The organism is Anaerococcus tetradius ATCC 35098 (assembly GCF_000159095.1).
GTDB classification, from domain to species: domain Bacteria; phylum Bacillota; class Clostridia; order Tissierellales; family Peptoniphilaceae; genus Anaerococcus; species Anaerococcus tetradius.
The window spans coordinates 427514-453302 of the sequence record NZ_GG666296.1; the positions used below are offsets into that span (position 1 = coordinate 427514).

Genomic DNA, 25789 nt, shown 5'->3' on the forward strand with positions numbered 1-25789 from the left:
TATGAGAGAAAGATTTAAGGAAGACTTAGAGCAAGTAAAGTCCATCTCAAAAGAAATCATGGCTTATGTAAGTTCCTCCTATGATAAGCTTAGCCAATATATAGAAAAATCCGATGAAGCTATCCTAAAAGATATACTTGATATCAAAGAAGATATCAGAAGGAAGGCTACTAGTTTGGAAAGATTAAGCTATGAGCTTATGGCCCTCCAACAGCCAGTAGCCAAGGACTTAAAGCTTTTACAGATGGCAATGAAGCTTGCTTCTTCCTACAAGAGGATAGGTGGCCACTTCGAGCAAATTTCTTTGATTTTGATGGACTACTCACTAAATGAGAGTGAAAAAGACTATGTCAATAAGCTAATAGAAAATGAAAAAAAGATGGCTATTGATTCTATTGATTCTTTCATAAAAATTGATAAGGATCTTGCTAGAAAAACCATAGAAGCTGATAAGATTAACAACGATTTGTTCAAAGAAGCAGTAGAATTTATTGCTAGGGAAAATAAGAATGACTTGATAAGTCCTGTAGAACTTGCAGAAAAAGTTCTTCTTTACAAATATTTTGAAAGGTTAGGAGATAGGCTCGCTAGAGTTGGTGATTTGGCAACGAGGTTGTAGATGATTTATGTAGTAGAAGATGATAAGTCTATTAGAAACTTGCTAGAATATGCCCTAAGGGAAAAGGGCTATGAAATGAAATCTTTCGAAGATGGAAGTGAAATTGTTAGGGAAGTAAAAGATAAGCCTTGCGATCTTTTGATTCTTGATATTATGCTTCCTGAAAAAGACGGAATTAGTATTCTCAAAGAGATTAGACAGTTTTCCAATCTGCCAATAATAATGCTAACAGCAAAAAGCGATGAATTTGACAAAGTCATGGGTCTAGACCTTGGAGCTGATGATTATATAACCAAGCCTTTTTCTATCCTTGAATTTTTAAGCAGGGTCAAGGCAGTATTAAGGCGTAGCAATAAAAAAGATACTGACCATATAAGCTACAAGGAAGTAAGATTAAATACCAAAAAACGCTCAGTTAAGGTCAAGGGAGAAAAGGTCGATCTCACCTACAAGGAATTTGAGATGTTACTTTTATTTTTATCAAATATAGGAAATGTCATAAGCCGAGATGACTTCCTCCTAAAGATTTGGGGATATGATTATGAAGGAGAAACAAGGACTGTCGATGTTCATATAGCAAGCCTTAGGGCTAAGCTTAAAGAAAGTGGCAAGTACATAGAAACAGTTAGAAACTTAGGCTATAGGTTTGGAGAAATATGAAAAATTTACTAGAGAAAAGCATGGTTAAAATATTTAGCTTAATCTTGCTTTTGACATTTTTTATAAATATCAGCATATCCTTTAGGGAAAAGATAAAAGCTCAAAATGAATTCATGAGGAATTCTTTGGGCTTTCTTTTCTATGAGTTAAAAACAAGGGATGTTGAAATTCTAAGGGATTTTGAAAAATCTTATCCTTCCTATAAATTGATTTATTTTGACGATGATAAAAACATCATCTTTAGGTCAAAAAACGAACTAAAAATTGATAAGGTCAAGATAAACAATAGGGAAAAAACTCAAAAAATCGACTACAAGCTAGACGATTCCCTAAACACTGCCTACTATATCGGAGGGAATAATAACCTTATGATTAAGTCAAACAATACTATCCTCGATTTCTTTGACGGTAGAATTATTTCTCTCTATCTCTTGCTTTACATCTTAATTTTTGGCCTTATAAAATTCATCTCTTCAACTATGGTTGACACTTACATCAAAGGCCTTAGTCGCCTTGATGAAAATTATGATTTTTCAAGCCTTGATCCAGCTTATGAGGAACTTAGGCCATATTTTAAAAATCTAATCTCATCCAAAAAAGAATTAAGGAAAGAAGTAGACCTCTATGCCAGAAACTTCAAGGAAATTATTAATATAACAGAAAATATGCAAGAGGGCCTAGTTATCTGTGATGAAGATGGCAAAATTGAAATCATGAATACAGCTGCCAAAAAATACCTTGATAAGGAAAGTTACCTTTCCTTTATGGACCTTATAGATGATGAACAATACAAAAAGGCCATAGATGAAACCCTCAAAAGTCAAAAAAGCAGGTCTCTAGTCCTTGATGTAAATAACTTCAACCTAAAAATTTTCATCGACCCAATTATTGACACCAAGCCTAGGGGTTTTGTCCTAATAATTCTTGATAACTCAGAAACAAGGAAGGCTGAGCTAATGAGAAGGGAATTTTCTGCCAATGTAAGCCACGAACTAAAAAGTCCACTAACAAGCATAAATGGCTATGCAGAATTGATAGCAACTGGCATAGCCAAAAAGGAAGATATAAGAAGCTTTGGCAAAATCATCTACAAGGAAGGTAACAGACTCCTACATATAATCGATGATATCCTAAAATTATCTAGACTTGATGAAGATGACAAAGAAAATGACTATGTCAAGCTTGATATAAAAGATATAGTAGACTCCATAATAGAAAATTATAGAAAAAAGTCTGATGATAAAAATTTGGAAGTTACAAACAAGCTTACATCCTTTAAGATAAAGACATCACTATCTCTTTTTACCGACCTAATCTCAAATATTTACGAAAATGCTATAAAATATACTTTGGATGGAGGAAAAATAGAAATTTCATCTATCTTATTAGATAAAAAACTAACTATATTTATCAAAGACACTGGGGTAGGAATAAGTCAAAAAGATATACCTAGAATTTTTGAGAGGTTCTATGTAGTTGATAAGGCAAGAAAGAGGGATCAAGAATCGACAGGACTTGGCCTTTCAATTGCTAAGCACATAGCAGATCATCTAGGTATAAAGCTTGCACTTACAAGCAAGCTAGGTCTGGGTACAACTTTTAAAATCATCATAAATTTATAAGATATGAAAATTAATTGCTTTATCCTGTTAAATTTGATACAATCTAACTAACGATAATATTGGAGGGAAATTATGAAAGTAACTATATGTTCTTGTGCAAGATGCACTGCCCATGGAAATGATTTTCTTTATGATTCAGCAAATATAGTTAAGACTGATATAGCCTATGCTTACAAGCTGGAAGGTCTTAGCGATGTTCCTGAAATAGAGATAGTTTATGAAAATATAATGAATGAAATTGACAACCCATCAAAAAATGCTCCATTAGTAAAAATTGACGATACATATATTAAGAAGGCTAAGCCTGAAGTAATGATGGAGATGATGTTTGATAAATTAAAACCACATAAGTAGCAAAAAGAGGATAAATAATGAAAGAATCATACATAGATATACTCAACATCAGAAGAATGGCCTTCGAAGCAGTAGCAAAGATTGCCTATGAAGATAGACCAATCACTGACATAGCTCTTGAAATATACGATATTCTTCCTGGTGAAGAGGCAAAGTACAGAGAAAATATTTTTAGAGAAAGAGCAGTAATGGGAGAAAGACTTAGAATGTGTATAGGTCTTGATGCTAGAACTGCTGCAAATACAGACGCTGTAACAGATGGTCTAGACTCAATGGATTATGATAGGAGAATCTACAATCCACCTCTAGTTTCTGTTATCAAGATTGCCTGCGAAGCCTGCCCAGAAAACAAGGTAACTGTAACTGACCAATGTCACGCTTGTATAGGCCATCCTTGTGTTAATGTCTGCCCAAAAAATGCTGTTAGCTACTCAGCTAAGGGTGCTTATATAGATCAAGACAAATGTATAAAATGTGGCAAGTGTGTTGATGCTTGTCCATATCATGCCATAAACCACCAAAAAAGACCATGCGCAGAGTCTTGTGGAGTTAAAGCTATAAGCTCAGATGATCTAGGCAGAGCTGATATTAACGAAGATAAGTGTGTAGCCTGTGGTAGATGTATAATATCCTGCCCATTTGGAGCAATTTCTGATAAGAGCGAGATCTACCAACTTATCAAATCCCTACAATCTGAAAGGAAAGTCTATGCCATAGTAGCTCCTTCCTTTGTAGGTCAATTTGGTGCCCATGTAAGTCCTGAACAAATCAGAGAAGCCATTAAACAACTAGGCTTTGATGATGTAATAGAAGTAGGCCTTGGGGCTGACCTTACAACCATGAACGAAGCTCACGAATTCCTAGAACAAGTTCCAACAGGAGAGATTCCTTTTATGGGTACAAGTTGTTGTTTCTCATGGAAGTCCATGGTTAGAAAGCAATTCCCTGACATAAATGACAAGATTTCAGAATCATCAACACCAATGATTTATTCTGGCAAGCAAATGAAAAAACGTGACCCAAACTGCGAAGTAGTTTTCATAGGACCATGTATATCAAAGAAGCTTGAAGCCCTAGAAGAAGAAGTAGCAGAAGTAATTGACTTCGTTATAACCTACGAAGAACTTTTAGGAATGTTCCTTGCTAAGGGTATCGAGCCATCAGAAATAGAAGTTGATGAACCAATGATGGATGCATCAGAAACAGGAAGATTTTACGCCGTAAGCGGTGGAGTTGCTGAAGCTGTAAAAAGAAGAATAAACGAAATCAATCCAGACATAGCAGTAAATGTAGAAGCAGCAGAAGGGCTTGACAATTGCGTTAAGCTTGCAAGAATGGCTAAGCTTGGCAAGATGAATGGCAAGCTAATCGAAGGAATGGCATGCTTGGGTGGTTGCGTTGGTGGTCCTGGTACTGTAGTTGCAGAAAATAAAACAGGCAAGGCTGTCAAGGCTTTCGCTAGTAAGTCAATCTACAAATCACCAGCAGAAAACGAACACATACCTCAAGAAGATAGACCAGACGATAGCAAATTACAAAAATAATTAATAACTCAACTCGAAAGAAGCTAGGAAGACTTACTTTTGGGTTGAGTTTTTCTTTGCTAAAAGGGCCATTACAGAAAAATAACTTATCCTAGCCCTGATTCGGTGGAGGGTCTAGTTTAAACTCGAGAGTGAAAATCAATTGCAATCCTTTAGTTAATATGATAGAATTAAGTAAACGAACAATGTTCAGTATTTAAGGTCAGCAAGTATAATTAACCATTTGAATATTTTACTAAGGCCAAGTCTGCCCTATACATGAACAAAGTTCAATATTTTAAAGGAGTTCTTATGATTAACAAAAAGCTTGCTAAACTTTTAGCTACTGACAAAAAATATCTTTTTGCAAATTTGTTTTTTAGATATCTGTCTCTCTTAATGCAGATAGGAATTTTTTATCTTATTAGTGATTGTATAGGGAGGATTTTTGAAGATAGGCCAATTGATTATCCCAAATACCTAGCCCTAGGCCTAGTTTTTATAGGTATAAGGGTTTATAGTCAGTACAAGGTGTCAGATATTTCTTTTATCTCTACTATGAAGCTAAAGGAGAAGATGAGGCTTATGATTTTTGATAAGCTAATGGACGATGGTCTTGATTACAAAAGATCCCTTTCCACATCCTCACTCTTGCAATTAGCTGTCGAGGGTGTCGATCAATTGGAAATATATTTTACTTCCTACTTACCTCAGCTTTATTACAGTTTGTCATCAGCTCTTGTAGTTTTTGCACTAATTTCTTTTATAAGCCTAAAGGCATCACTTATCCTTTTGATTTGCGTTCCTCTAATACCGATATCCATAGTTCTTGTCCAAAAAATCGCCAAGAAACTTTTGGGTAACTACTGGACTTCCTATACGACCCTTTCTGATATCTTCTTAGAAAATCTCGAAGGCCTAACAGAGCTTAAAGTCTATGGGTCAGATGCTTATAGGCAAGATTTGATGGATGATTTTGCAGAAAAGTTTAGGAAGGCGACCATGAGGGTTCTTGTAATGCAATTAAACTCAACTTCAATCATGGACATAATAGCCTATGGTGGAGCAGGCCTTGGTATTTCGATAGCCTTAATAGAATTTGCCCAGGGAAATATTACGATTTTTGCTCTAATTTTTATTAGTCTTTTGGCAAGCGAGTTCTTCCTTCCCCTAAGGCTTTTGGGTTCATTTTTCCATATAGCAATGAATGGAATCGCAGCTTCAAATAAACTTATGGCCCTTATCGATTGTGAAAGTCCTAAAGAGGGTGGAGAAAAAATAAAGGACGATAATATAGCTATTAGCCTAAAAAATGTAAGTTTTTCTTATAATAATGATAGAAAAATCTTGGATGACATAAATATCGACCTTAAAAGTGGAGAATTTATAAGTCTAGTAGGTCTAAGTGGGTCAGGTAAATCAACCATAGCAAGACTTCTTACAGACATGACCTTAAAATATGAGGGGGCAATCCTCGTAAATGGTAAGGAGAAAAGTAAGCTTGACCCAAAAGATTTGCATGAGAAAATCATAAGAGTTGACTTTGACCAAAAACTCTTTAAGGGAAGCCTCAGGGAAAATCTCCTTATCGCTAATCCAAAACTAAAAGACCAAGATCTAATCAAGGTCCTAAAGGAGGTCAATCTTTACGAATTTTTTGACCAAGAAGCAGGCCTTGATACTCAAATTTTGGAAAATTCTTCTAATCTATCGGGAGGTCAAAGGCAGAGGCTAGTCCTTGCTAGGGCATTTTTGGCTGATGGACTCCTCTATATCTTTGACGAAGCTACAAGCAATATCGACTGTGTAAACGAAGAAAAAATTATGAAAATCATCAAAAAACTAAGCGAGGATAAGGCGGTCTTAATGATTTCGCATAAGCTAATAAATCTCACAGCTTCCAAGAGGATTTACTTTATGGAGAAGGGTCAAATAAAATCCTTCGGAAGCCACGAAGAACTTTATAGAAATTCTAAGCCTTATAGGGAAATTTTTGATAAGCAAGAAGAACTTGTTAATTATATAAAGGGGGTAGACTATGAAAAATAGAAGGAGCGGTTTTCTGATAATGAAAAATATGCTAAGTCTTGTGGGTGATTTGTATCCCCTTATGATTCTAGCAGTTTTTATAGGAAGTCTTGGCCACTTGTGTGCAAGCTTCGTTACAATATTTGCAGGCTTTGGTCTTCTTGCTATAATTAAAGGAGCAAATTTTTACTTTTTTATAAAAGTGATTCTAAGTATTGCTGTCTTTAGGGGAATCTTTCACTATATAGAGCAATACCTAAACCACTACCTAGCCTTCAAAATCTTGGCAAAGATTAGACATCTAGTTTTTAAAAAAATGAGAAAGCTTGCACCAGCCAAGCTATGTACAAAGGAAAGGGGCAAACTAATAAGCCTTATCACATCAGATGTCGAGCTACTAGAAGTCTTTTATGCCCACACGATTTCGCCTATAGCCATAGCCATCTGCTACATGATTTTTATGCTAATCTTTATCAGTCGCCTTAGTATCTACCAAGCAGGTCTAGCCTTCCTAGCCTATCTATCCATAGGATGTATAATTCCTCTCTATATAGGAAAATTAAACAAAGACCTAGGCCTTCTTAGTAGAAATAAGACTGGAGAGCTTAACTCCTTTGTTCTAGAAAGAATTAGAAATCTTTATGAAGTAAAGCAATTTAAGCTTAAAGAAGAAACTAAGGAAAAATTAATAGAAAAATCTAGAGCTTTGAAGGAGGTAGATTATAAAATAAATAAAATAAAATCCCTCCAAGAAGCCCTAACAACTGGACTTGTCCTTTTATCGAGCCTTGCCATGCTTATCCTATCCATCTACCTATACAAGAAACAAATCATAGGACTTTATGCAATAATCCTTGCAAGTCTTTCTATCCTATCAAGTTTTGGCCCCTTCATAGCCCTAGCCAATCTTGGTAACTTCTTAGCCTTTAGCCTTGCTAGTGCCGATAGACTTCTAGACCTCCTTGAAGAAAGTCCAATAGTAGAAGAAAATCTAGAAGATAGACAAGGGGAAGATTTCATTAAGGCTAATATAAAAAACATTTCCTTTGCCTACAAGAATGAAGAAATCATAAAAGACTTTTCTCTCCCTATAGAAAAAGGCAAGATTTTAGGACTTTATGGGAAAAGCGGTTGCGGCAAATCGACTATTCTAAGGCTTTTGATGAGATTTTGGGATGTCGATAAGGGAGAAATAAGCATAAATGATGACAACATAAAAAATATCCCTAGCAAAAATCTAAGAAAAATGCAAAGTCTTTTGGCCCAAGACACATATATTTTCAATATAAGTATAGAAGATAACATAAGACTTGCCAAGCTTGATGCAACAAAAGAAGAAATAATCGAAGCTTCAAAGAAAGCCTCCATCCACGACTTTATAGTTTCCCTCCCAAACTCCTACAAAAGCCTTGCAGGAGAAGTGGGCAGTGGACTTTCTGCTGGAGAAAGACAAAGGATTGGAGTCGCTCGTGCCTTCCTCCACGATTCAGAGCTTATGCTCTTTGATGAACCAACCAGCAATCTTGATATCCTAAATGAGATAATAATTCTAAAATCAATCAAAGAATCCTCCAAGGACAAGACCATCCTACTTGTATCCCACAGCCTATCAAGCTTATCCATAGCTGATCAAAAAATAAAAGTAGGAGATAGAAGGAAATCCTAGAAGCCTTATTTGTCTTTATCAATCTTAATGATATAATTAAGGAGATAAGAAAAAAAGAGAGGTAACTATGGGTCAAACTACTATCATGCTCATGATTGTAACCGTTGTATCTAAGATATTCGGTTTTCTGAGAGAAGCTGTAATGGCTTCCTACATTGGAGCAAGTGATTTAAAAAGTATATACACCACTGCCAACACCCTTCCAGTTGTAATAGCAAACTTTGTGGCAGTTGGGATTATTTCAGGCTTTATACCAATTTATAATAAGGCCAAGAAGGAAGAAGGAGAAAAAGCAGCAGAGGACTTTACATCAAATATCCTAAACATCTTGATGGTCTTTGGAGTATTCGCAGTCATATTCGGCATAATACTTGCAAGACCATTTTCTAAAATCCTTTCGCCAGACCTATCGGGCCAGTCCCTAGATCTTGCGACTAACTACACAAGAATAATGATGTTTGCAGTCTTCGCCTACCTATACTCAGCAGTATTTAGAGGATATCTGAACTTAAAGGGCAATTTCTTTGATCCTGCCATAACAGGCATAATCATGAATATAATAATAATTGCCTTCACAATCCTTACAGGACTTACTAAAAATCCTTACATGCTAATTATAGGAGCCCTTCTGGGAAATACTCTCCAGTATATCCTATTTCCACGAGCAGCAAGAAAGAAAGGCTATAAGCACAAGAAAATCTTAGACATCCACAACAAATATGTAAGAAGTCTTATGCTTGTTGCAGTTCCTATCATCCTATCATCAGCTGCCGGAGAAATTTCTATAATAATAGATAACTCCATGGCATCAGCTTTCTTTGGTAAGGCTTCCATATCAAAGCTCTTTTACTCAAAGACCATGCTAACAATGATAACAGGAATTATAACAATCTCAATAACTACAGCCCTATTTCCAACCATAGCTGAGCTTGGAGCAAGTGGTCAGATAGAAAAGATGAAAAAATCCATCAGCTCATCTGTAGTATCCACCATGCTTTTGGTAATACCTGCAAGTATAGGCATGGCTGTCTTGGCAGAGCCAGTAATAGGAGTAATATTCGAAAGAAATGCCTTTACGAGGGAAGATACCATAGCCGTAGCAATCCTTGTAGCAGCCTATGCACCAAACAACATCTTCCAATCCATGATAGATGTAATAGATAGGGGTTTTTATGCAGTTGGAGATTCCAAAACACCAGTAATAGTCGTACTGATCCAACAAGGGCTAAATGTAATCTTTAACCTAATCCTAATTAAATTCTTCGGCATCAGGGGTCTTGCTTATGCTACTGTCCTATCAACAGCAGTAGGAACTATCCTTATGGCATATCAATTTAGGAAAAAATTTGGAAGCTTTAACTTCAAAACTTCCATCATATCCATAATCAAGATATGCATAATCACAGCCATAATGTCCCTTGTAGCTGTAAGATCAAACAACTTCCTAGCGGCTCATACATCTAGGCTACTAGCCTTGTTTGGAGCAATAATACTAGCTATGCTAATCTATGCTATCCTAATCTTAATTGCAAGAATCCCAGAAGTAATGGTAGCAAGCAACAAAATATATCACAAGATAAAAAGAAAATAAAAAACCGAGCCAAGTGGCATAAAGCAATCCAATAAAGGAAGCTTTAAGCCTACCGGCTCGTTTTTTTTACTAAAATAATAAAAAACTCCCACGACCACCCCTGTCATCCTTAATGGAATTGTCACAGTAAGCATAGCGAACTGATGAAATTCCTTAATCGAGGCTTTGCGAGGCGAAGCAGTGCTAAGCCCGCAAACTACCGTCGAGGAGCGATAGCGACGTGAGGATCTCCCACCTGTCATCCTTAATGGAATTGTCACAGTAAGCAAAGCGTGCTGATGAAATTCCTTAATCGAGGCTTTTCGAGATGAGCATTCAGTTTATAAGGCGAATCCGAAAACTACCGTCGAGGAGCGATAGCGACGTGAGGATCTTTTGACGTCATTATATTACTATGACTTTTAAAAAAGCTATTAAGATTCCTCCTCACTTAGTTCGTTCGGAATGACAGAAGGTCTTCTTTCTACGTCCCTTTTTTGTCATCCTTAATGGAATTGTCATAGCAAAAATAGCAACGTGAGGATCTACCAACCCTGTCATCCTTAATGGAATTGTCACAGTAAGCAAAGCGTGCTGATGAAATTCCTTAATCGAGGCTTTTCGAGATGAGCATTCTGCTTATAAGGCGAATCCGAAAACTACCGTCGAGGAAGAAGCTTTGCTTCTGACGTGAGGATCTTTTTCTAAGTTATTAGAAATTTAGTGAAAATCTCATATTTTAATTTGCTTGTAGTATTTGATTTTTCATAAATATTGATACTATTTTTGAGAAGTTTTCTAGGTTTGTTATCCTACAAAAGTCTGTGTTGTAGATTAGCTTGGCATTTTCTACGTCTTCTTCTTCTCCAGTAAAGACTCCTAAAATTGAAACGTCATTTTCCTTTATATTTCTAACTTCCTTAGCAGTATCTTTGACAGCATTGTCATCGATATATTGGTCCTTGTCTAGTAATTTTACTGTGTTGATATTACTTTTTTCATCGTGGGGTTTGCCATCGGATAGGATTATTATAATGTTTTTGCAAGTATCCTTATCTTTTTCTAACAAGTCGTGGAGGGTCTTAAAGGCAAGGCCATCCCTGTTAGAGCCGGAAGCAAAATAGTTAAAGATTTTCTCGTTATTTTCCCTTTCGTCATAGTCCCTAAAGATATTAAAGACCGTAAAATCTTTGAGGGTCGAAAAACTCATCACCCTTATTGGGATATTTAGGGCATCCATTGCCTTTTCTATTATATAGGCTTCATTGGCGACCATGGCTTGGCGGCTTATCTGACTGGCAGAGCCATCAAGGAGGAGGTCTACCTTAAATTTACTTACATCGTCACTTTCTTCGTTGATAAAAACATCATAATCATGAAGGACACTTGCCCTCCAAGCCTTGGTTGAATCAATTGCTCCAAAGTTCTTGTAGACCTCGTTGTAGTCGAGGAAGTTTGCTATGGAATTTTTGATAGAAAGGGTTAGCTCGTTTATGGAGCGGTTGTTGATAGCCATATTTTCTTTGATATATTTTTCGTTTTTCTCAGCCTGTTTGACCCTAGCTTTTTTGTAGAAACGGGCGTTGGCTTTGGTGGAGTATTCTCCCCTAGTAAAGTAGAGCCTCTTGTTCTTGTGGATTCCCTTACACATCTTCTCTTCCAGAGCCGATAGCTTTTCTTTAGGCATAACTGATAGGCCATAGAAGTCTTCTATAAATTCGCTTGAAGAGTGGTAGGCATCCTCGCCCTTGTTTAAAAACATGAGGTTTCTATCATTGTCTTGTTTTTTCTCTGCAAGGTAGATATTACCCGTAAATTCTGCAGACCCTATACCGAATTGCTCCCTAAGATATTCTTCAGTGTACTTGGCATTATCAAGGTCTATATCCTCATCATCAAACTTTTGGGGCTTCTTCTCCTTGACCATCTGAGAAAAAGCCTCCCTATCCTTAGCCGACCTATCAAAGCGGAAATAAGTCTTAAAAAACTTATCAAGTTTATCGATTAAATCGGTAGTATTTGTAGTTTGGATAGAAAAAAGGGCAGAGTATATATCCCTGAAAAGCCTACCTTCAGTGATTGGTCTAGCAAGTATCCTTCCGTAGTAAGCCTTTTCTATTTGCTCTTTTAAATCCTTAGGCTCGTGGTAGGCGTACTTATCCATAATCTCCTTGGCATATTTTTTCCTAAAGTCTTCAATAACAAGATTATCCTTGGCGATTTCCTTATAGGAAATATCAGCTAGGAGAATTTCTGTCATAAACTTAAAATCTTCATAGAAGCTATTATCCTTCTTTATATAAGAAAAGAAGGAGGCTAAAATCTGCAAATCAAAATTACCTATCTTAAAACCTGTAATCATATTAAGGTAGATTTGATCCATGGGGTAGGATTCTTTAGGTAGGAAGTCATAGGACTTGGCGAAGTCCCAGATTATGTTGTACTGTCTGATTTTTTCTAATTGATCAATCATCAAAGACACTTTCTCCTATATCTGTTGGAATTTTACTCTTTAGGCTATCGAGGACGATTTGTCTTTCAAACTCGTCAAAGGACTTGTTGACAAGACCCATCATGAGGGCTTGGTAAGGAGAAAGACCAATCTTTATAGTTTCGATTGCTCCGATTAGACCACGAAGGTCGACAGACTTAGTAGAAATTTCGTTGTTCTCGCTTTTTGTTTGTAGGCTTATAAAAAGGTCAATAAAGGCCTTTCTATACTTTTCTTTAAGAGTTGGGAAATTGTCAGAAAGGAGCTTATCCAAGTTAGCCTTGGAAATATTTGGAACATTGATAATCATAAACCTTGATGAAAGGGCTTCATTTAGCTCTCTAGTACCAACATAACCGTAGTTCATTGTAGCAATAAATCTTGTATTAGGATCAAGGACTATCTTCTCATAACCTGAAAGGTCGATAATCCTCCTATGGTCAAGACTTGCGTGGAGGACGGAAATCGCCTCGTTTTTCGCCATATTTATCTCATCCAAAATAGCAAAGCCTCCCTTTTCGGCTGCTTCTGTAATAGGACCCTTCCTAAAAACAACTTCACCATTTTTGAAAGTATCTGCACCAATAAGGGAAGCTGAGTCGGTATTGACATGGAAAGAAACATTATAGGAAGGCCTTTGGAAAAGATAGGAAAGATTGGACGAAAGGACGTTCTTTCCTGTAGCCTTGGCTCCAGTAAGGAGAATGTTCTTTCCAGCCAAAAGAGCAGCTATGGCCTCTTCCAAAACTTCCTTGCCATAATATTTGTATTCGGGCTTAATAACCCTGTCGTTGTCAGGAAGTCCATTTTCTTTTCTATATGCTTCTAATTGTCTAATCAAATTTTCATCTATATTTTCTTCTTTTAAGTATTGTATCATGTTTCACCTCGGCTTTATTATACATTTTTAAGCCAAATAATCACTTAATAAAAAAATCAAAAATTTTTACTAAAAAGTCTATATTTTCCTAAAAAATGGGTGTATAATAAAAAAATAAAAAAGCTATAAAATCATATATTAGAAGGGTAAATAATGAAAAAAGCGAAAAGAATTTTAGCATTAATAACTTCATTAACTATAGTTGCATCAAATATAAGCCCAGCTTTTGCGGGAAAATTTGAAAGCGAATACAATGATATAAACAAAGACAAGAAATATCCCCAAATAGATAATAGAATCATCAACACACTAGATAATGATGAAATTTATAATCTAAAGGAAGGGGAAAGCATAAGTGATCCAGAACAGCCTGATGTCTATACATACAGGTGGTCTTACAAAAGACCAGTAACTGGAAGATCGGTAAACATTAAGGAAATGGAGCTTGCCTCCCAACCCTATGTAGCAAGCGTTGGAGAAAAGGCAAGCGAGGAAGAAAAAGCCAAGGTAAATTACAAGCTTAAACCTCCAATCCTTAAAGGATACAAGAAGCCAGAAGAAGATTATCAAGCAAGCTATGACTTCATAAAGGACAATGCTAGTGAAAAAGAAGCCTTCCTACACAATGGCACAAGGGACATAAACTACGAGCCTACCACAAACAGTGGCATCAAGGTAAAACACCTCTTTCAAAAACTGGAAGATAGAAACTCCTACGAAAACCTAGATGGTGGAGCTGACATCATAACCAAGCAGAAAAACTTCTTTGGAGAATTTCCAAAGACAGGTCAAAAGTTGAAGCTTGATAATCTCTTCAGTAGAAATGTCGAAAACCCAATAGGTTATTCGGACAGAGAGTTTTTGGATTTGAAAGAAAAAATCAAGGGATTCGAACCAGAAAGAAATGCCGACAATTTGGAAATAATTGTTCCAGAAGTTGCTAACGCTCCTTTTGTAATCCACTACAACAGAAAGAGCTTCCAAGTAAAAATAAATACCGATGGAGGAACTTACATTCCAGATATGATCCTCTTTTATGGTCAAACTATCCCACCAGTAACACAGATACCTAAAAAAGACGGAGCAGTATTCGATCATTGGGAAGCAGATAAGGATATTTTAATAAAAGATAAGAGTGGGGCAGAAACAACAATAAAAGCCAAGACTCCTATCGATATGAAAAAATATCAAGATGGCTTTAGACATGCTATGCCGGCAGAAGATATCACCTTCAAGGCTATCTATAAGGAAAATGATAAGGCTGAGTATTCGGTGGAATTTTGGGTAGAAAAAGCAGATTATGATGACAAAAAGCCAAATCTTTCCATCAAAGATAAGTATGAATTTGTTGGAAACCGTGTACTTACAGGTAAGACAGGATCCGTTCCAGATATAGCCAGTACATCCAAAGATGGTATAGCCTTTCCTGACCTAGACAAGGCTAGGCTAAACAAAATTTATAAGGATAGTGCTGAGTTTGATAAATATTTTAAGTATAACAAGGAACTAACCGACAAGCAAAATCAAGATGTATCCAATGAAAAGGTGGAAGATGATTCTGGCGAATCGGTATACAAAAAAGTCTCTAGAACCATAGACGCTGCTGGCAATACCAGCTACAAAATCTACTTCGATAGGCAAGTCTACACCCTCTACTTTTCAAAGTTAATTACGGAAAATGATAGTAAAGGTGAATTTTGGCCTATTATTACAAAGGATGGCAAGGTCTATGACTCTAAAAAAGGCAATCCTTATAGCTTCAAGGCTCGTTTTAACCAAAACTTGCAAGGCTTGTGGCCAGATCCAATCGAAAATGTCAAAGGCTACCCTGAAGATTATCGTAGTTTGGGTTGGGTAGCTTCGACCAAGAATAAAGCATATTCTTATAGGGATACCCACCCTATAGGCTAACAGCAGATGACTTCCTAGATTCTAGCGATATTAAAGATAAAAAAAAGGGTGGTTACTCAAAGACACTTCCCCTTGGCGATAATGGCGAAAGGCCATTAGGAGAAAGGGAGATGTGCTTTGGTATAGATTCAAGTGATCAAAGCGTACCTTACCAAGTTCAGTTTATTATGGATACCTATCCTGGTTTTGAAGTTGAAGGCGAACATGTAGAATCCCTCCACGACTTTGCCCTACATTATAGGAAATTTGATTCCCCTTTAGGTGATTATGATTTCACTCCGCCTGATATAGAAGGCTTTGAGCCAAAAAATGAGAAAACAAAAAGAAAAGAAGCGAAGGATAAGGATGATTGGGAAGGACTAAATGATGAGGATAGTGATAGGTTAGAGGAATTTAAGACCTACCTAAAATTTATAGGAGCCCCAAGAGAAGATGTAAAAAACTATGAAGACCTCTATAATGAAAAATATAAGATAAGATTTTTAGGTCAGTTTCCTGAAAAAGTTGAGAATGATCAAGAAGAAGAGAATCAAGATGAAAATAAGGAAGAGAATAATCAAGAGGGCAATCAAGAAGATAAAAACAAGGAAGAAAATAATCAAGAAAAAGAAAATGTTGAACCGATAGAATTTGATCAAAATTACAATCTAGAATTTGAATATTCACGCAAGTCCTACACAATAAACTTTAACAATGACCCAAGAAAGGTTAGGGATGATACTTCCTACAAAAAATCAGAAAAAGAATCAGTCCCTTACCAACATCCACTAAGGTGGCTAGACGGAGTTTACAACTTTGATTATGATAAGTCTGATGAAGAAAACAAAGAGGCAAGGGAAGAATATGATCAAGAGCATATCATAGACAATAGGGTTCCAGAAAAGCCTGCTTGGGTGCCAAAGTCCTGGAAGTTTTTGGGTTGGTCCTTAAACCCTGAGGGCACTAGCCTAGTTAGGGATGGAAATTATACCATGCCAGCTCGCAATATTACCCTCTATGCTAAATGGGGATGTGATACCAAGAGGAAAGTTACTTTCGATTTAGGCTTGGATGCTGGTGAAACTACTAAGTACATGATAAAGGCTAATGACCTAAAGAGTATCAAGTATGATGTTGGCGATGACGTAAGGACAAGTATTAAGGAAAATAAGAAGTACAAACTCCCTACAGAAGATAAGACTTCGACTTCTGGCAAGCAAGTCTTTCTTGTTGATAATGGTTTATCTATAAAATCCCCAGCCATACCTAGAAGACCTGGTTATGATTTTATGGGTTGGGAGCATGTAGTATATAAAAAAGATAGCAAGGGAGACGATACTAGCGAAGTTGATGATTCATTCAAACAAAAATATCATCTACCTCGCCAATATACTTTCGAAAGTGAAGTATATTCGGATGTTTACCTAAAGGCTATTTGGGCAAAGAACAACCTCTATGATGTTAAGATAAAAGATCATATATTAGACGATAAGCTAAATGAAGTAAAGACAGAAACTAATATTTTGGAAAATCAAAGAGAGGGTACTTTTGCCTTCTACTTTGCAAGACTCCAAGGCGAAAAGCTAACCCTAGTAGCAGATAAGGATCTTGACCAAGCACCAGAAGATGTCAAAAACACCTTTACACAATACAGGGCTAAGCTTAAAGAGAAATCTGCCATAGCTGATAATAGAAATGCTGATTCAAGCGATGGGGTAAATACCTACTATCAAAACATCAAGGTTGATCCTACCACTTCCCCAAATGCCTACAATGAGTTGCAATTTTTCTATAAGCCATATCGTAAGAGGGAATACAAGGTAAATTACCTACTCGTAGATAATAATGCCGACCTTAATGATACAAAAAAATACCCAAGTGTTGGAAAGCCAAATACAAACTTGACCAAGCCAATAATGGATCAGGATGATGTATTAAATGGTAACAGACACTACGATGCGAGAAACTTTAGGTCAATCCCAGGTTTTAAACTTGTAAGCAAGCCTCAAGTTCAACTTGTTTTCGATGTAAATGAAGAAAATAACAAGCTTCTAAAAATAAATGGAGTAGATGTTGGAGATGATTTAGAAAATGCTCAAGTCAACTTCTACTACAAGGATATTAGGGTTATCAAAAATAATGGCGATAAACCACCAAAAGGCTATCATAGGGTAAGCTTTATAGCAAAAGACCATGGTTCATTCGGTAAGGATGAACATGGCAAGCCAATCAAGGAAGTCCATTACGATGTTATTGATGGTTTGTACTTTGCCAAAGCCCATGTTCCTACTAATGAGGGTAAAAAAGATAAGAATGACGCAGACCTTATCGCAGATCCTGGCTATCAAATAGGTAACTGGTCGCAAGAAGGCAATCCTACAAGTGGCTTGCTTGATCCTTATACAGTTATAAGCAAGGATTACACCTTCGAGATTAACTTTATAGAAAGAAAGTATCCGGAAATAAGTCCTATCAAGGTCTTTGAATCAGCTAAGGATGGAGATAGCTATATCAACAACTTTATGCTAACTAAGGCTGATTACGATAAGGCCCTAGAAGACTTTAGAAAGATGCCTGATTACGAGTCTTACCAAATACTTGATGACGATGAGGCTATTTATGAAAAGCTAAAGGAAGATCCTCTTTATAGGGATCAACCTTCTGACCCAGAGCCAATCAAGACAAGTATAAGGGTCAAAATCAACTTTAATGATAAGTCTAGCAAAGAATTTGCTATTCCAGTCTTAGTTTACAAAAATATTTACAGGGCCCTTGATAGCAAGAGCAAACCAAATATCGTAAATAAAGATGACTTCTTGAAAGGTTTTGTTAAAGTAACAGTTGACCCAACTGATAATGCGACTGATAAGCAAACAAAAACTTATTATGTAAATCCAAAGGCAAAGCTGATAATTCCAGAAAAAGACCCAAGTCCAGAAGATGCCAAGAAATATACTTTTGAAAAATGGTCTGATGGAAAGGTGGACTATAACTTTAAATATAGATTTAAGTTCCAAAAAGATACAGAGATCCAAGCTATATATAAGGAAGATAAGAAAGATATTATAGCCTATGATCCAAAAGAACCAATCACAAGACCAGAAGGCTATGTGAGGGTAAGCTTTAAGGCAGACGAAGGTCTAAGCCTTGGTCAAGAAAAAGCCTACTATATAAGGAAGGAAGCAAAAATCAATCTAGGAAATAAGGCGATTGAAAAACCTTCTGTAAATAATGACATAGGCTACAAATTTGACAAGTGGGATTATAAGGATGACACACTTATCGACAAAGATATCCTAGTGAGGGCAAAAGCCACAAAATTTGATGATGTAATAGCAAAAATTGATGAAAATACTAAAAAGCCAGACAGATATGTAGAAGTAAAATTTGTTGCAGGGGAACATGGTAGCGTTGAAGAAAAAACATACTATGTAAATCCAACCAAGTATGTAAAACTAACCCCACCAAGCACCAAGGCCGATACTGGTTATACCTTTGCAGGTTGGGATAAGAATGCTACAGAATTTAATATCTACGATACAGGTACAACAATCACAGCAAACTTTAACCCAATTGATTCTGTAATACCAAAGACCAAGGATGACGATTCAGAAAAACCAGCGGGCTTCGTAGAAGTAAACTTTGAAATAGAAGGAAAAGGTGGAAAAATAGTAGACGGACAACCAACAACCTACTATGTAAAACCAAATACCGAAGTAACAATCCCACAACCACAAACCAAGGCAGACATAGGCTATGAGTTTGACAAATGGGAACCAGATACAACAACTCCAAGAAAATACACAGACAAAGTAACAACAATAAAAGGTTCCTTCAAAGCCCTCCCTGCATATATACCAGCAAAAGATAAAGACGAAAAAGATAAACCTAATGGATATATAAGAATAGTCTTTAGGGCAGATAAAAATGGTTGGCTAGCTGATGAACAAAATAATTTTATTGACCAAAAAGTTTACTATGTAAATCCAAAGGCGAAAATTGACTATGTGAAGGACTTAACACAAGGAATAGAAAAAGTCGCAAACCCAGCCTACACAGCAGACGGTGGATCTTGGAAAGACGAAACAGGCTTACTAAGTAAACTCTTCACCAAGGACAAACTATATGTCTACCACTTCAAAGAAGCCCAAAATATAATAGCTGAAGGAAATGGTCAACCAATACCAGACGGATTTGTAAAAGTAAGCTTCAAGGCTGACGAAAATGGCAAACTAGAAGGCGACAAAAAAGAAATCACCTACTATGTAAACCCACAAGCAGGCATCAAACTAGTAGATGGTCAAGCAGGCGAGAAAGAACTTCAAGTACCAGATACAAAGCCAGATGAAAATTACAAATTCATCAAATGGTTTGAAGCTATTGACAAAACCACACCAATAACTGGAAATAGGGAATATGTTGCAATCTTTGGAAAAACTGAAGTAAGCTTAACCTACGACCTAAACGGTGGAAGTGGAAAAGCTCCAGAAACTAAGAAAGTTCCTTACGGCACAAGCCTAAGGCTTGCAACAGATGAAGGCATAAGCAAAAAAGATGCCAAATTCATAGGTTGGGATATAGAAGGAACAATCTACAAGCCAGGAGCTAAAATTACCCTAACCAAGGCTCAAAAAGCTAAAGCTAAATGGACTGATGATGAAAATATCATCTCATACAATCCAAAAGATCCAATCACAAGACCATCTGGCTATGTGAGAGTAACATTTAAGGCTGACAAAGGCCTAAGCCTCACCGAGGAAAGAGCCTATTATGTAAAAGCTGACAAGGGAATAAGCTTAAAAGAAATAAAAGATAATAAAGTGTTAGGATACCCAACATATGCAGAAGAAACTGGCTATAGTTTCAACAAGTGGGATAAAGACGAATCAACAGAAATAAAGACAGACATTGAACTAACAGCTAAGGCAAGAGAAGTTAATGATGTAGTGCCAAAAACTAAGGACGACGATTCAGAAAAACCAGCGGGCTTCGTAAAAGTAACCTTCGTAGCAGGGGCAAATGGAAACTTAGGAAAAGAAACAAATACATTCTTTGTAAATCCAAACAAGTATGCAAAACTAACCCCACCAAGCACAAAAGCAGATACAGGTTATGTATTTGCAGGCTGGGATAAGAATGCTAAAGAATTTAATATCTACGATACAGATACAACAATAAAAGCAAGCTTTAACCAAATTGATTCTGTAATAGCAAAAACAAAGGATGACGACTCCGAAAAACCAGCTGGCTTCGTAGAAGTAAACTTTGCGATAGACGGAGAAGGTGGAAAAATAGTAGACGGACAAGCAAAAACCTACTATGTAAAACCAAATACCGAAGTAACAATCCCACAACCACAAACCAAGGCAGACATAGGCTATGAGTTTGACAAATGGGAACCAGATACAACAACTCCAAGAAAATACAAAGACCAAGTAACAACTATAAAAGGTTCTTTCAAAGCCCTCCCTGCATATATACCAGCAAAAGATAAAGACGAAAAAGATAAACCTAATGGATATATAAGAATAGTCTTTAGGGCAGATAAAAATGGTTGGCTAGCTGATGAACAAAATAATTTTATTGACCAAAAAGTTTACTATGTAAATCCAAAGGCGAAAATTGACTATGTGAAGGACTTAACACAAGGAATAGAAAAAGTCGCAAACCCAGCCTACACAGCAGACGGTGGATCTTGGAAAGACGAAACAGGCTTATTAAGCAAATTGTTCTTCAAGGACAAACTATTTGTCTACCACTTCAAGGAAGCCAAGAATGTAATTCCTGATGGAGAGGGTCAACCAATACCAAAAGGATTTGTAAAAGTAAGCTTCAAGGCTGATGAGAATGGCAAACTAGAAGGCGACAAAAAAGAAATCACCTACTATGTAAACCCACAAGCAGGCATCAAACTAAAAGTTCTAGGTAAAAATGAACAAGCATCTGATAAAGAACTTGCAGTACCAGAAGCTATCGCTGATAAAGACTACACTTTCACCAAATGGGTAGAAGACCTAGACCTAGAAAACCCAATCACAGGTGATAGAAAATATGTAGCAAAATTCGCCAAAGGTCAAGTAAGCCTAAACTATGAAATAGGAGAAGATGCCCAAGGTACAGCTCCAGAAACAGTAACAAGAGCAAAAGGCACAAAAATAAGACTTGCAAGCGATAAAGGCATTAGTAAAAAAGACCACACATTCAAAGGCTGGAAAATAGGAGATGAAATCTACCAAGCTGGAGATGAGATAACCCTAAACAAAAACACAACAGCCACAGCTCAGTGGGAAAAAGATGCGGATGTTATCCCATACAAGCCAGAAAACCCAATAGCAAAACCACAAGGCTATCACAGGGTAAAATTTGAAGCTGATAACGGATTGGAATTAAGTGATGTTAACTACTACTATGTAAAAGATGGAAGTACACTAAAACTCGATGATCAAACACCAATCAAATATCCAACAGCAAGCCCTAAAGTAGGATACAAGTTTGACAAATGGGACAATGGCCCAGAAATCAAAAACATAACAGAAGATGTAACAATAAAAGCAACATCAAGGCAACTTCCACCTACAATCGAAAAGAAAGATGGAGAAGACAAACCAGACGGTTATGTAGAAGTAAAATTTGTTGCAGGGGAACATGGTCAGCTAGAAAAAGATGGAAAGAAAATAGAAGAAAAAATCTATTATGTAAATCCAACCAAGTATGTAAAACTAACCCCACCAAGCACCAAGGCCGATACAGGTTATACCTTTGCAGGTTGGGATAAGAATGCTACAGAATTTAATATCTACGATAAAGATACAACAATCACAGCAAACTTTAACCCAATTGATTCTGTAATACCAAAGACCAAGACAGATGATTCAGAAAAACCAGCTGACTATGTAGAAGTAAACTTTGAAATAGAAGGAAAAGGTGGAAAAATAGTAGACGGACAAACAACAACCTACTATGTAAAACCAAATACCGAAGTAACAATCCCACAACCACAAACCAAGGCAGAAATTGGCTATGAGTTTGACACATGGGATAAGAATACAAGTGAAAAAGCTGAGTATTCAACAGATACAAAAGTAAAAGGAAGCTTCAAAGAACTAGACAAATATATCCCAGCCAAAGATGGCAATATAGAAAACAAAAAACCAGAGGGATATATAGCAGTAGTATTCAAAGCTGACAAAAATGGAAGCCTAGAAGAAAAAGGTCAAACAATCGACCAAAAACTATACTACCTTCACCCAGACCTTAAAATTAATGAAGGATTAGTAGAAAAACTAACAAAAGACCTAGTCAAAAAACCAAACCCAGCCTATACAGCAGATGGAGGAAATTGGAAAGACGAAACAGGCTTATTAAGCAAATTGTTCTTCAAGGACAAACTATTTGTCTACCACTTCAAAGAAGCCAAGAATGTAATTCCTGATGGAGAGGGTCAACCAATACCAAAAGGATTTGTAAAAGTAAGCCTAGTTCCAACCGACAAGGCAAAAGATTCTACAGAAAAATCATATTGGGTAAATCCAAGAGAAGAAGTAGAAATCCCATTCGATAATCCAGAAGGAAAAACTGTTGAAGACAAAGCTCACAAAGGCTACAAAACAAGCTACACCTTCAAAGAATGGAAAGTAACAAAAGGAAGCGTAGCGACCTATACAGGTAAAGTAAAGGGACAATTCAAAGAAGAAACAGTCCTAGAAGCGACTTATACAGTAAAAACTTCAGGAAATATGGGAGAACTTCTTCCTGCTCCAAATGCAAAGAAGAAAATAGTAGTTCCACTAGGAAAGAAACTAGAAGCTGAGGAACTAATAGCAAATATTCCAGGTAAAGGTGATAATCCACTAGCAAAAGGAACAAAGATAAGCTACGAAGATGGCGAACCTGACACAAGCAAGCCAGGCAGACCAACAGCCAAAATCAAGATAGAATATCCAAACGGCAAAATCGTAGTAATCGAAGTACCAATAAAAGTAGTAGATAACATCGTTCCACAAGAAGGAGATGACAAGCCAGAAGTGCCAGCAAACTATGTAAAAGTAGTAATAGACACAACAGACAAGGCAACAGAAAACACCTACTTTGTAAAAACCTACTGGGTAAACCCAGAAGCAGAAGTAAGCTTCCCTGTTAAAGCTCCAAGTGGAAAAGCCGATAAGCAAGGAGAAATAACGAAGACCTATAGCTTCAGCAAGTGGCAAGTAGAAAATAGTGATAAAACTTACGACAACGAAATAAAAGATACCTTCAAGGCTGATACGACAATCAAAGCAAGCTATAGCGAAGGTGAAAATATTAAGCCAGAAGCTAATGAAGGCCTACTAATTCCAGAAGATGAAAATCCAGATCCTAGGGACTTCATCAAAAACGACTACGATGACAAGAATCCAGATAAAAAGGACAAGCTTCCACCAGGAACTAAGTTTACCTTCAAGGAAGGCAAAGATCCAAAGACTGATTCACCTCATGAAGGAAAAACAACTATAGTTGTTGAATATCCAAACGGAGAAAAGAAGGAAATAGAAGTAGGATACAAGGTCGTAGGAAAAGTCGTTCCTCAAGAAGGAGAAGAAAAACCAGAAGTTCCAGATGACTATGTAAAGGTGAGCCTAGATCCAACTGATAAGTCAGATGATCAAGAAAAAATCTATTGGGTAAGGCCAAGAGTTGAAGTTACAATTCCTGACTACAAGCCACAAGGAAAAGATGGCTGGCAATTCTTAGATTGGGAAAAGAGCCTAAGATCAGTCTTTATCAAAAATACAGAAATAAAGGCAAATTATACGATGCCTTATGTTCCAAGATATGGTAATATAAACGCTTATGGTAATGAGATTATAACTGCTAAGGGATGTCAGCCTTCCGAAGAAGATTATAGAAGTGTAATCGAAATTGAAGAAGATGGCAAGCCATATCATCTAACAGACGAGGATAAGATAGAGTATACAGAACCTAATGTTGATGAAGTAAAAGCACATAATGTTGATGTTACGATAAGCCTAAAAGATGGAAGAACAATTGAGGCGATAGTTAAAGTAATAGTAGTTGATAATATTTTCGAACTAGATAAGAGCAATCCAGAAAATAATACAAATGTACCTGATGGTTACGTCCAAGTAATCGTAGTGCCTACGACTGATAACAAGGATTCCCAAGAACACTATTACGCAGTCAAGATTTCAGAAAATGCTGATGATATAAGGAAAATACAACTACCTAAGATTGACCCAGTAGAAGGAAAGACCTTCCTAGGCTGGGAAGTTAGGAAGGGAGATAAGCCTTATGAAGCCTATGACAGTGAGAATGGCACAAGCTTTACTGATGCGATTAATGTAATTAGAGCTAGGTTTGTCGATGATGTTCTTATCCAAACAGGAGAAGAAAAACCACAAGTACCAGACAACTATGTCAAAGTAGTAGTCGATAGGACCAAACTTGCTAGAAAGCCAAGGAAGACTATCTATTGGGTAAATCCTGACAAGGAAGTAGACTTAGGCGAAGTTGATCCATCAGCTAAGGATGGATATAGCTTTAAGGGATGGAAGCTTAGTGAGAAGAAAAAAGAAGAAGACAAAGGCTTTAAGGATATTACTTCTAACTTCGACCTAGAAGGCAAAAAGCACAAATTCGAAGCCTATGAAAGCCATATTGAGGCAGTCTTCGAGAAAATCAAAACTCCTAGTCCATCACCAGGATCTTGTCCAAGGCCAAAACCTGATTCAACATCAGGAAATAATCAAGGCAAAGGAAAAACACAAGATAATGGCAAGAATGGCTCTGATGATAATACCCATAATCCAGGCGGAGCAAAACCACAAGATGGACAAGCTGGTAAGGATGGTCAAAGAGGAGATACTGAAAATAAAGAATCTACTGATAAGCAAGGAGGAGACAATCAAACTCCACCAAGCACAAAAGGAAGCGATGATAATTCAGAAGATGAAGATGACAAAGGCACAATAAGCTCCGTAGCATCTACTTCTAATGAAGGAAATCCAAAAGTTATAACCACAAGACATCCTAGCGCAAGTAGCAAGGGCTCTAACAAAAGAGTCTTTAGCAAAGTCAAGACAGGCATAAGAAGCAACCTTAGCGTCTACCTAACAATAATTACTATTAGCGCCATAGGATATGTATTAAGCAAAAAGAAATAATTAGTTCGACTTTTTCCAAAAATAAGTCGAGTAAATACCAGAGTGAGTATCAAGCTTACTCTGGTATTTTTTTTATCATTTTATAAGGAAGATGAGAAAAAATTTGCTAGCTAAGCTAGTTTCCTTAAATTTGTCAATTAATATTTTAGAAATATTTATTAATTTTATGTATATTAGCATATTTTTTTAGCTTGTATTTTTCAGTTTTAGAAAAATAGCCATTTATAATAAAATAAAAAAAATCTAAGCTTAGAACAATTAAATTCGTATAAAAAGTTTCCTTTAATTTTTAGATAGTGTATAATGTAATCAAATGGACAATTATG

At 36.6% G+C, this 25789-nt stretch carries 12 protein-coding genes; 10 read left to right on the plus strand and 2 right to left on the minus strand.

Annotated features, from left to right (window positions below; genetic code table 11):
- The first annotated feature begins 1 nt into the window (after position 1).
- The 8 genes from HMPREF0077_RS05055 (at position 2) to murJ (ending at position 10063) form a co-directional block, all read left to right on the plus strand.
- Positions 2-619, plus strand: a complete 618-nt coding sequence (locus HMPREF0077_RS05055) for a phosphate signaling complex PhoU family protein (RefSeq protein ID WP_004836898.1) — start codon at positions 2-4, stop codon at positions 617-619.
- Positions 620-1279, plus strand: a complete 660-nt coding sequence (locus HMPREF0077_RS05060) for a response regulator transcription factor (RefSeq protein WP_004836899.1) — start codon at positions 620-622, stop codon at positions 1277-1279.
- Complete coding sequence (locus HMPREF0077_RS05065; RefSeq protein ID WP_004836900.1) at positions 1276-2901, plus strand: sensor histidine kinase; 1626 nt, start codon at positions 1276-1278, stop codon at positions 2899-2901. Before HMPREF0077_RS05060 ends, HMPREF0077_RS05065 begins: the two co-directional genes overlap by 4 nt.
- A gap of 72 nt (positions 2902-2973) precedes the next feature.
- Positions 2974-3255 carry a hypothetical protein gene (locus HMPREF0077_RS05070; RefSeq protein WP_004836901.1) on the plus strand — a complete coding sequence of 94 codons (282 nt, stop codon included), beginning with the start codon at positions 2974-2976 and terminating at the stop codon, positions 3253-3255.
- Positions 3256-3272: 17 nt separating this feature from the next.
- A complete protein-coding gene (locus HMPREF0077_RS05075) occupies positions 3273-4799 on the plus strand; it encodes a 4Fe-4S dicluster domain-containing protein (protein ID WP_004836902.1) in 1527 nt (508 codons plus the stop codon).
- 291 nt (positions 4800-5090) lie between these two features.
- Positions 5091-6827 carry an ABC transporter ATP-binding protein/permease gene (locus tag HMPREF0077_RS05080; RefSeq protein ID WP_040349435.1) on the plus strand — a complete coding sequence of 579 codons (1737 nt, stop codon included), beginning with the start codon at positions 5091-5093 and terminating at the stop codon, positions 6825-6827.
- Positions 6817-8472, plus strand: a complete 1656-nt coding sequence (locus HMPREF0077_RS05085; protein WP_004836904.1) for an amino acid ABC transporter ATP-binding/permease protein — start codon at positions 6817-6819, stop codon at positions 8470-8472. Before HMPREF0077_RS05080 ends, HMPREF0077_RS05085 begins: the two co-directional genes overlap by 11 nt.
- 67 nt (positions 8473-8539) lie before the next feature.
- Entirely contained in the window at positions 8540-10063 is a 1524-nt protein-coding gene (gene murJ / locus HMPREF0077_RS05090; protein ID WP_004836905.1) for a murein biosynthesis integral membrane protein MurJ, read from the plus strand.
- A gap of 718 nt (positions 10064-10781) precedes the next feature.
- Here the strand turns inward: murJ and HMPREF0077_RS05095 are convergent.
- Both HMPREF0077_RS05095 and HMPREF0077_RS05100 read right to left on the minus strand, forming a co-directional pair.
- The gene (locus HMPREF0077_RS05095; RefSeq protein ID WP_004836906.1) at positions 10782-12515 is read right to left on the minus strand and encodes a vWA domain-containing protein; all 1734 of its coding nucleotides are present in this window, start codon (positions 12513-12515) and stop codon (positions 10782-10784) included.
- Complete coding sequence (locus HMPREF0077_RS05100; protein ID WP_004836907.1) at positions 12508-13413, minus strand: AAA family ATPase; 906 nt, start codon at positions 13411-13413, stop codon at positions 12508-12510. The genes HMPREF0077_RS05095 and HMPREF0077_RS05100 overlap by 8 nt, the downstream gene beginning before the upstream one ends.
- Before the next feature lie 153 nt (positions 13414-13566).
- Between HMPREF0077_RS05100 and HMPREF0077_RS05105 the strand changes: the two genes are divergently transcribed.
- A complete protein-coding gene (locus HMPREF0077_RS05105) occupies positions 13567-15324 on the plus strand; it encodes a hypothetical protein (RefSeq protein ID WP_004836908.1) in 1758 nt (585 codons plus the stop codon).
- A 110-nt stretch (positions 15325-15434) separates the two neighbouring features.
- A complete protein-coding gene (locus tag HMPREF0077_RS05110; protein WP_040349437.1) occupies positions 15435-25463 on the plus strand; it encodes an InlB B-repeat-containing protein in 10029 nt (3342 codons plus the stop codon).
- The last annotated feature ends 326 nt before the right edge of the window (positions 25464-25789 follow it).

Excerpts from the sequence above, each read along its gene's own strand:
- HMPREF0077_RS05055 (WP_004836898.1), top strand. The coding sequence starts at position 2 with ATGAGAGAAAGATTTAAGGAAGACTTAGAGCAAGTAAAGTCCATCTCA.
- HMPREF0077_RS05060 (WP_004836899.1), top strand. The coding sequence starts at position 620 with ATGATTTATGTAGTAGAAGATGATAAGTCTATTAGAAACTTGCTAGAA.
- HMPREF0077_RS05065 (WP_004836900.1), top strand. The coding sequence starts at position 1,276 with ATGAAAAATTTACTAGAGAAAAGCATGGTTAAAATATTTAGCTTAATC.
- HMPREF0077_RS05070 (WP_004836901.1), top strand. The coding sequence starts at position 2,974 with ATGAAAGTAACTATATGTTCTTGTGCAAGATGCACTGCCCATGGAAAT.
- HMPREF0077_RS05075 (WP_004836902.1), top strand. The coding sequence starts at position 3,273 with ATGAAAGAATCATACATAGATATACTCAACATCAGAAGAATGGCCTTC.
- HMPREF0077_RS05080 (WP_040349435.1), top strand. The coding sequence starts at position 5,091 with ATGATTAACAAAAAGCTTGCTAAACTTTTAGCTACTGACAAAAAATAT.
- HMPREF0077_RS05085 (WP_004836904.1), top strand. The coding sequence starts at position 6,817 with ATGAAAAATAGAAGGAGCGGTTTTCTGATAATGAAAAATATGCTAAGT.
- murJ (WP_004836905.1), top strand. The coding sequence starts at position 8,540 with ATGGGTCAAACTACTATCATGCTCATGATTGTAACCGTTGTATCTAAG.
- HMPREF0077_RS05095 (WP_004836906.1), bottom strand. The coding sequence starts at position 12,515 with ATGATTGATCAATTAGAAAAAATCAGACAGTACAACATAATCTGGGAC.
- HMPREF0077_RS05100 (WP_004836907.1), bottom strand. The coding sequence starts at position 13,413 with ATGATACAATACTTAAAAGAAGAAAATATAGATGAAAATTTGATTAGA.
- HMPREF0077_RS05105 (WP_004836908.1), top strand. The coding sequence starts at position 13,567 with ATGAAAAAAGCGAAAAGAATTTTAGCATTAATAACTTCATTAACTATA.
- HMPREF0077_RS05110 (WP_040349437.1), top strand. The coding sequence starts at position 15,435 with ATGTGCTTTGGTATAGATTCAAGTGATCAAAGCGTACCTTACCAAGTT.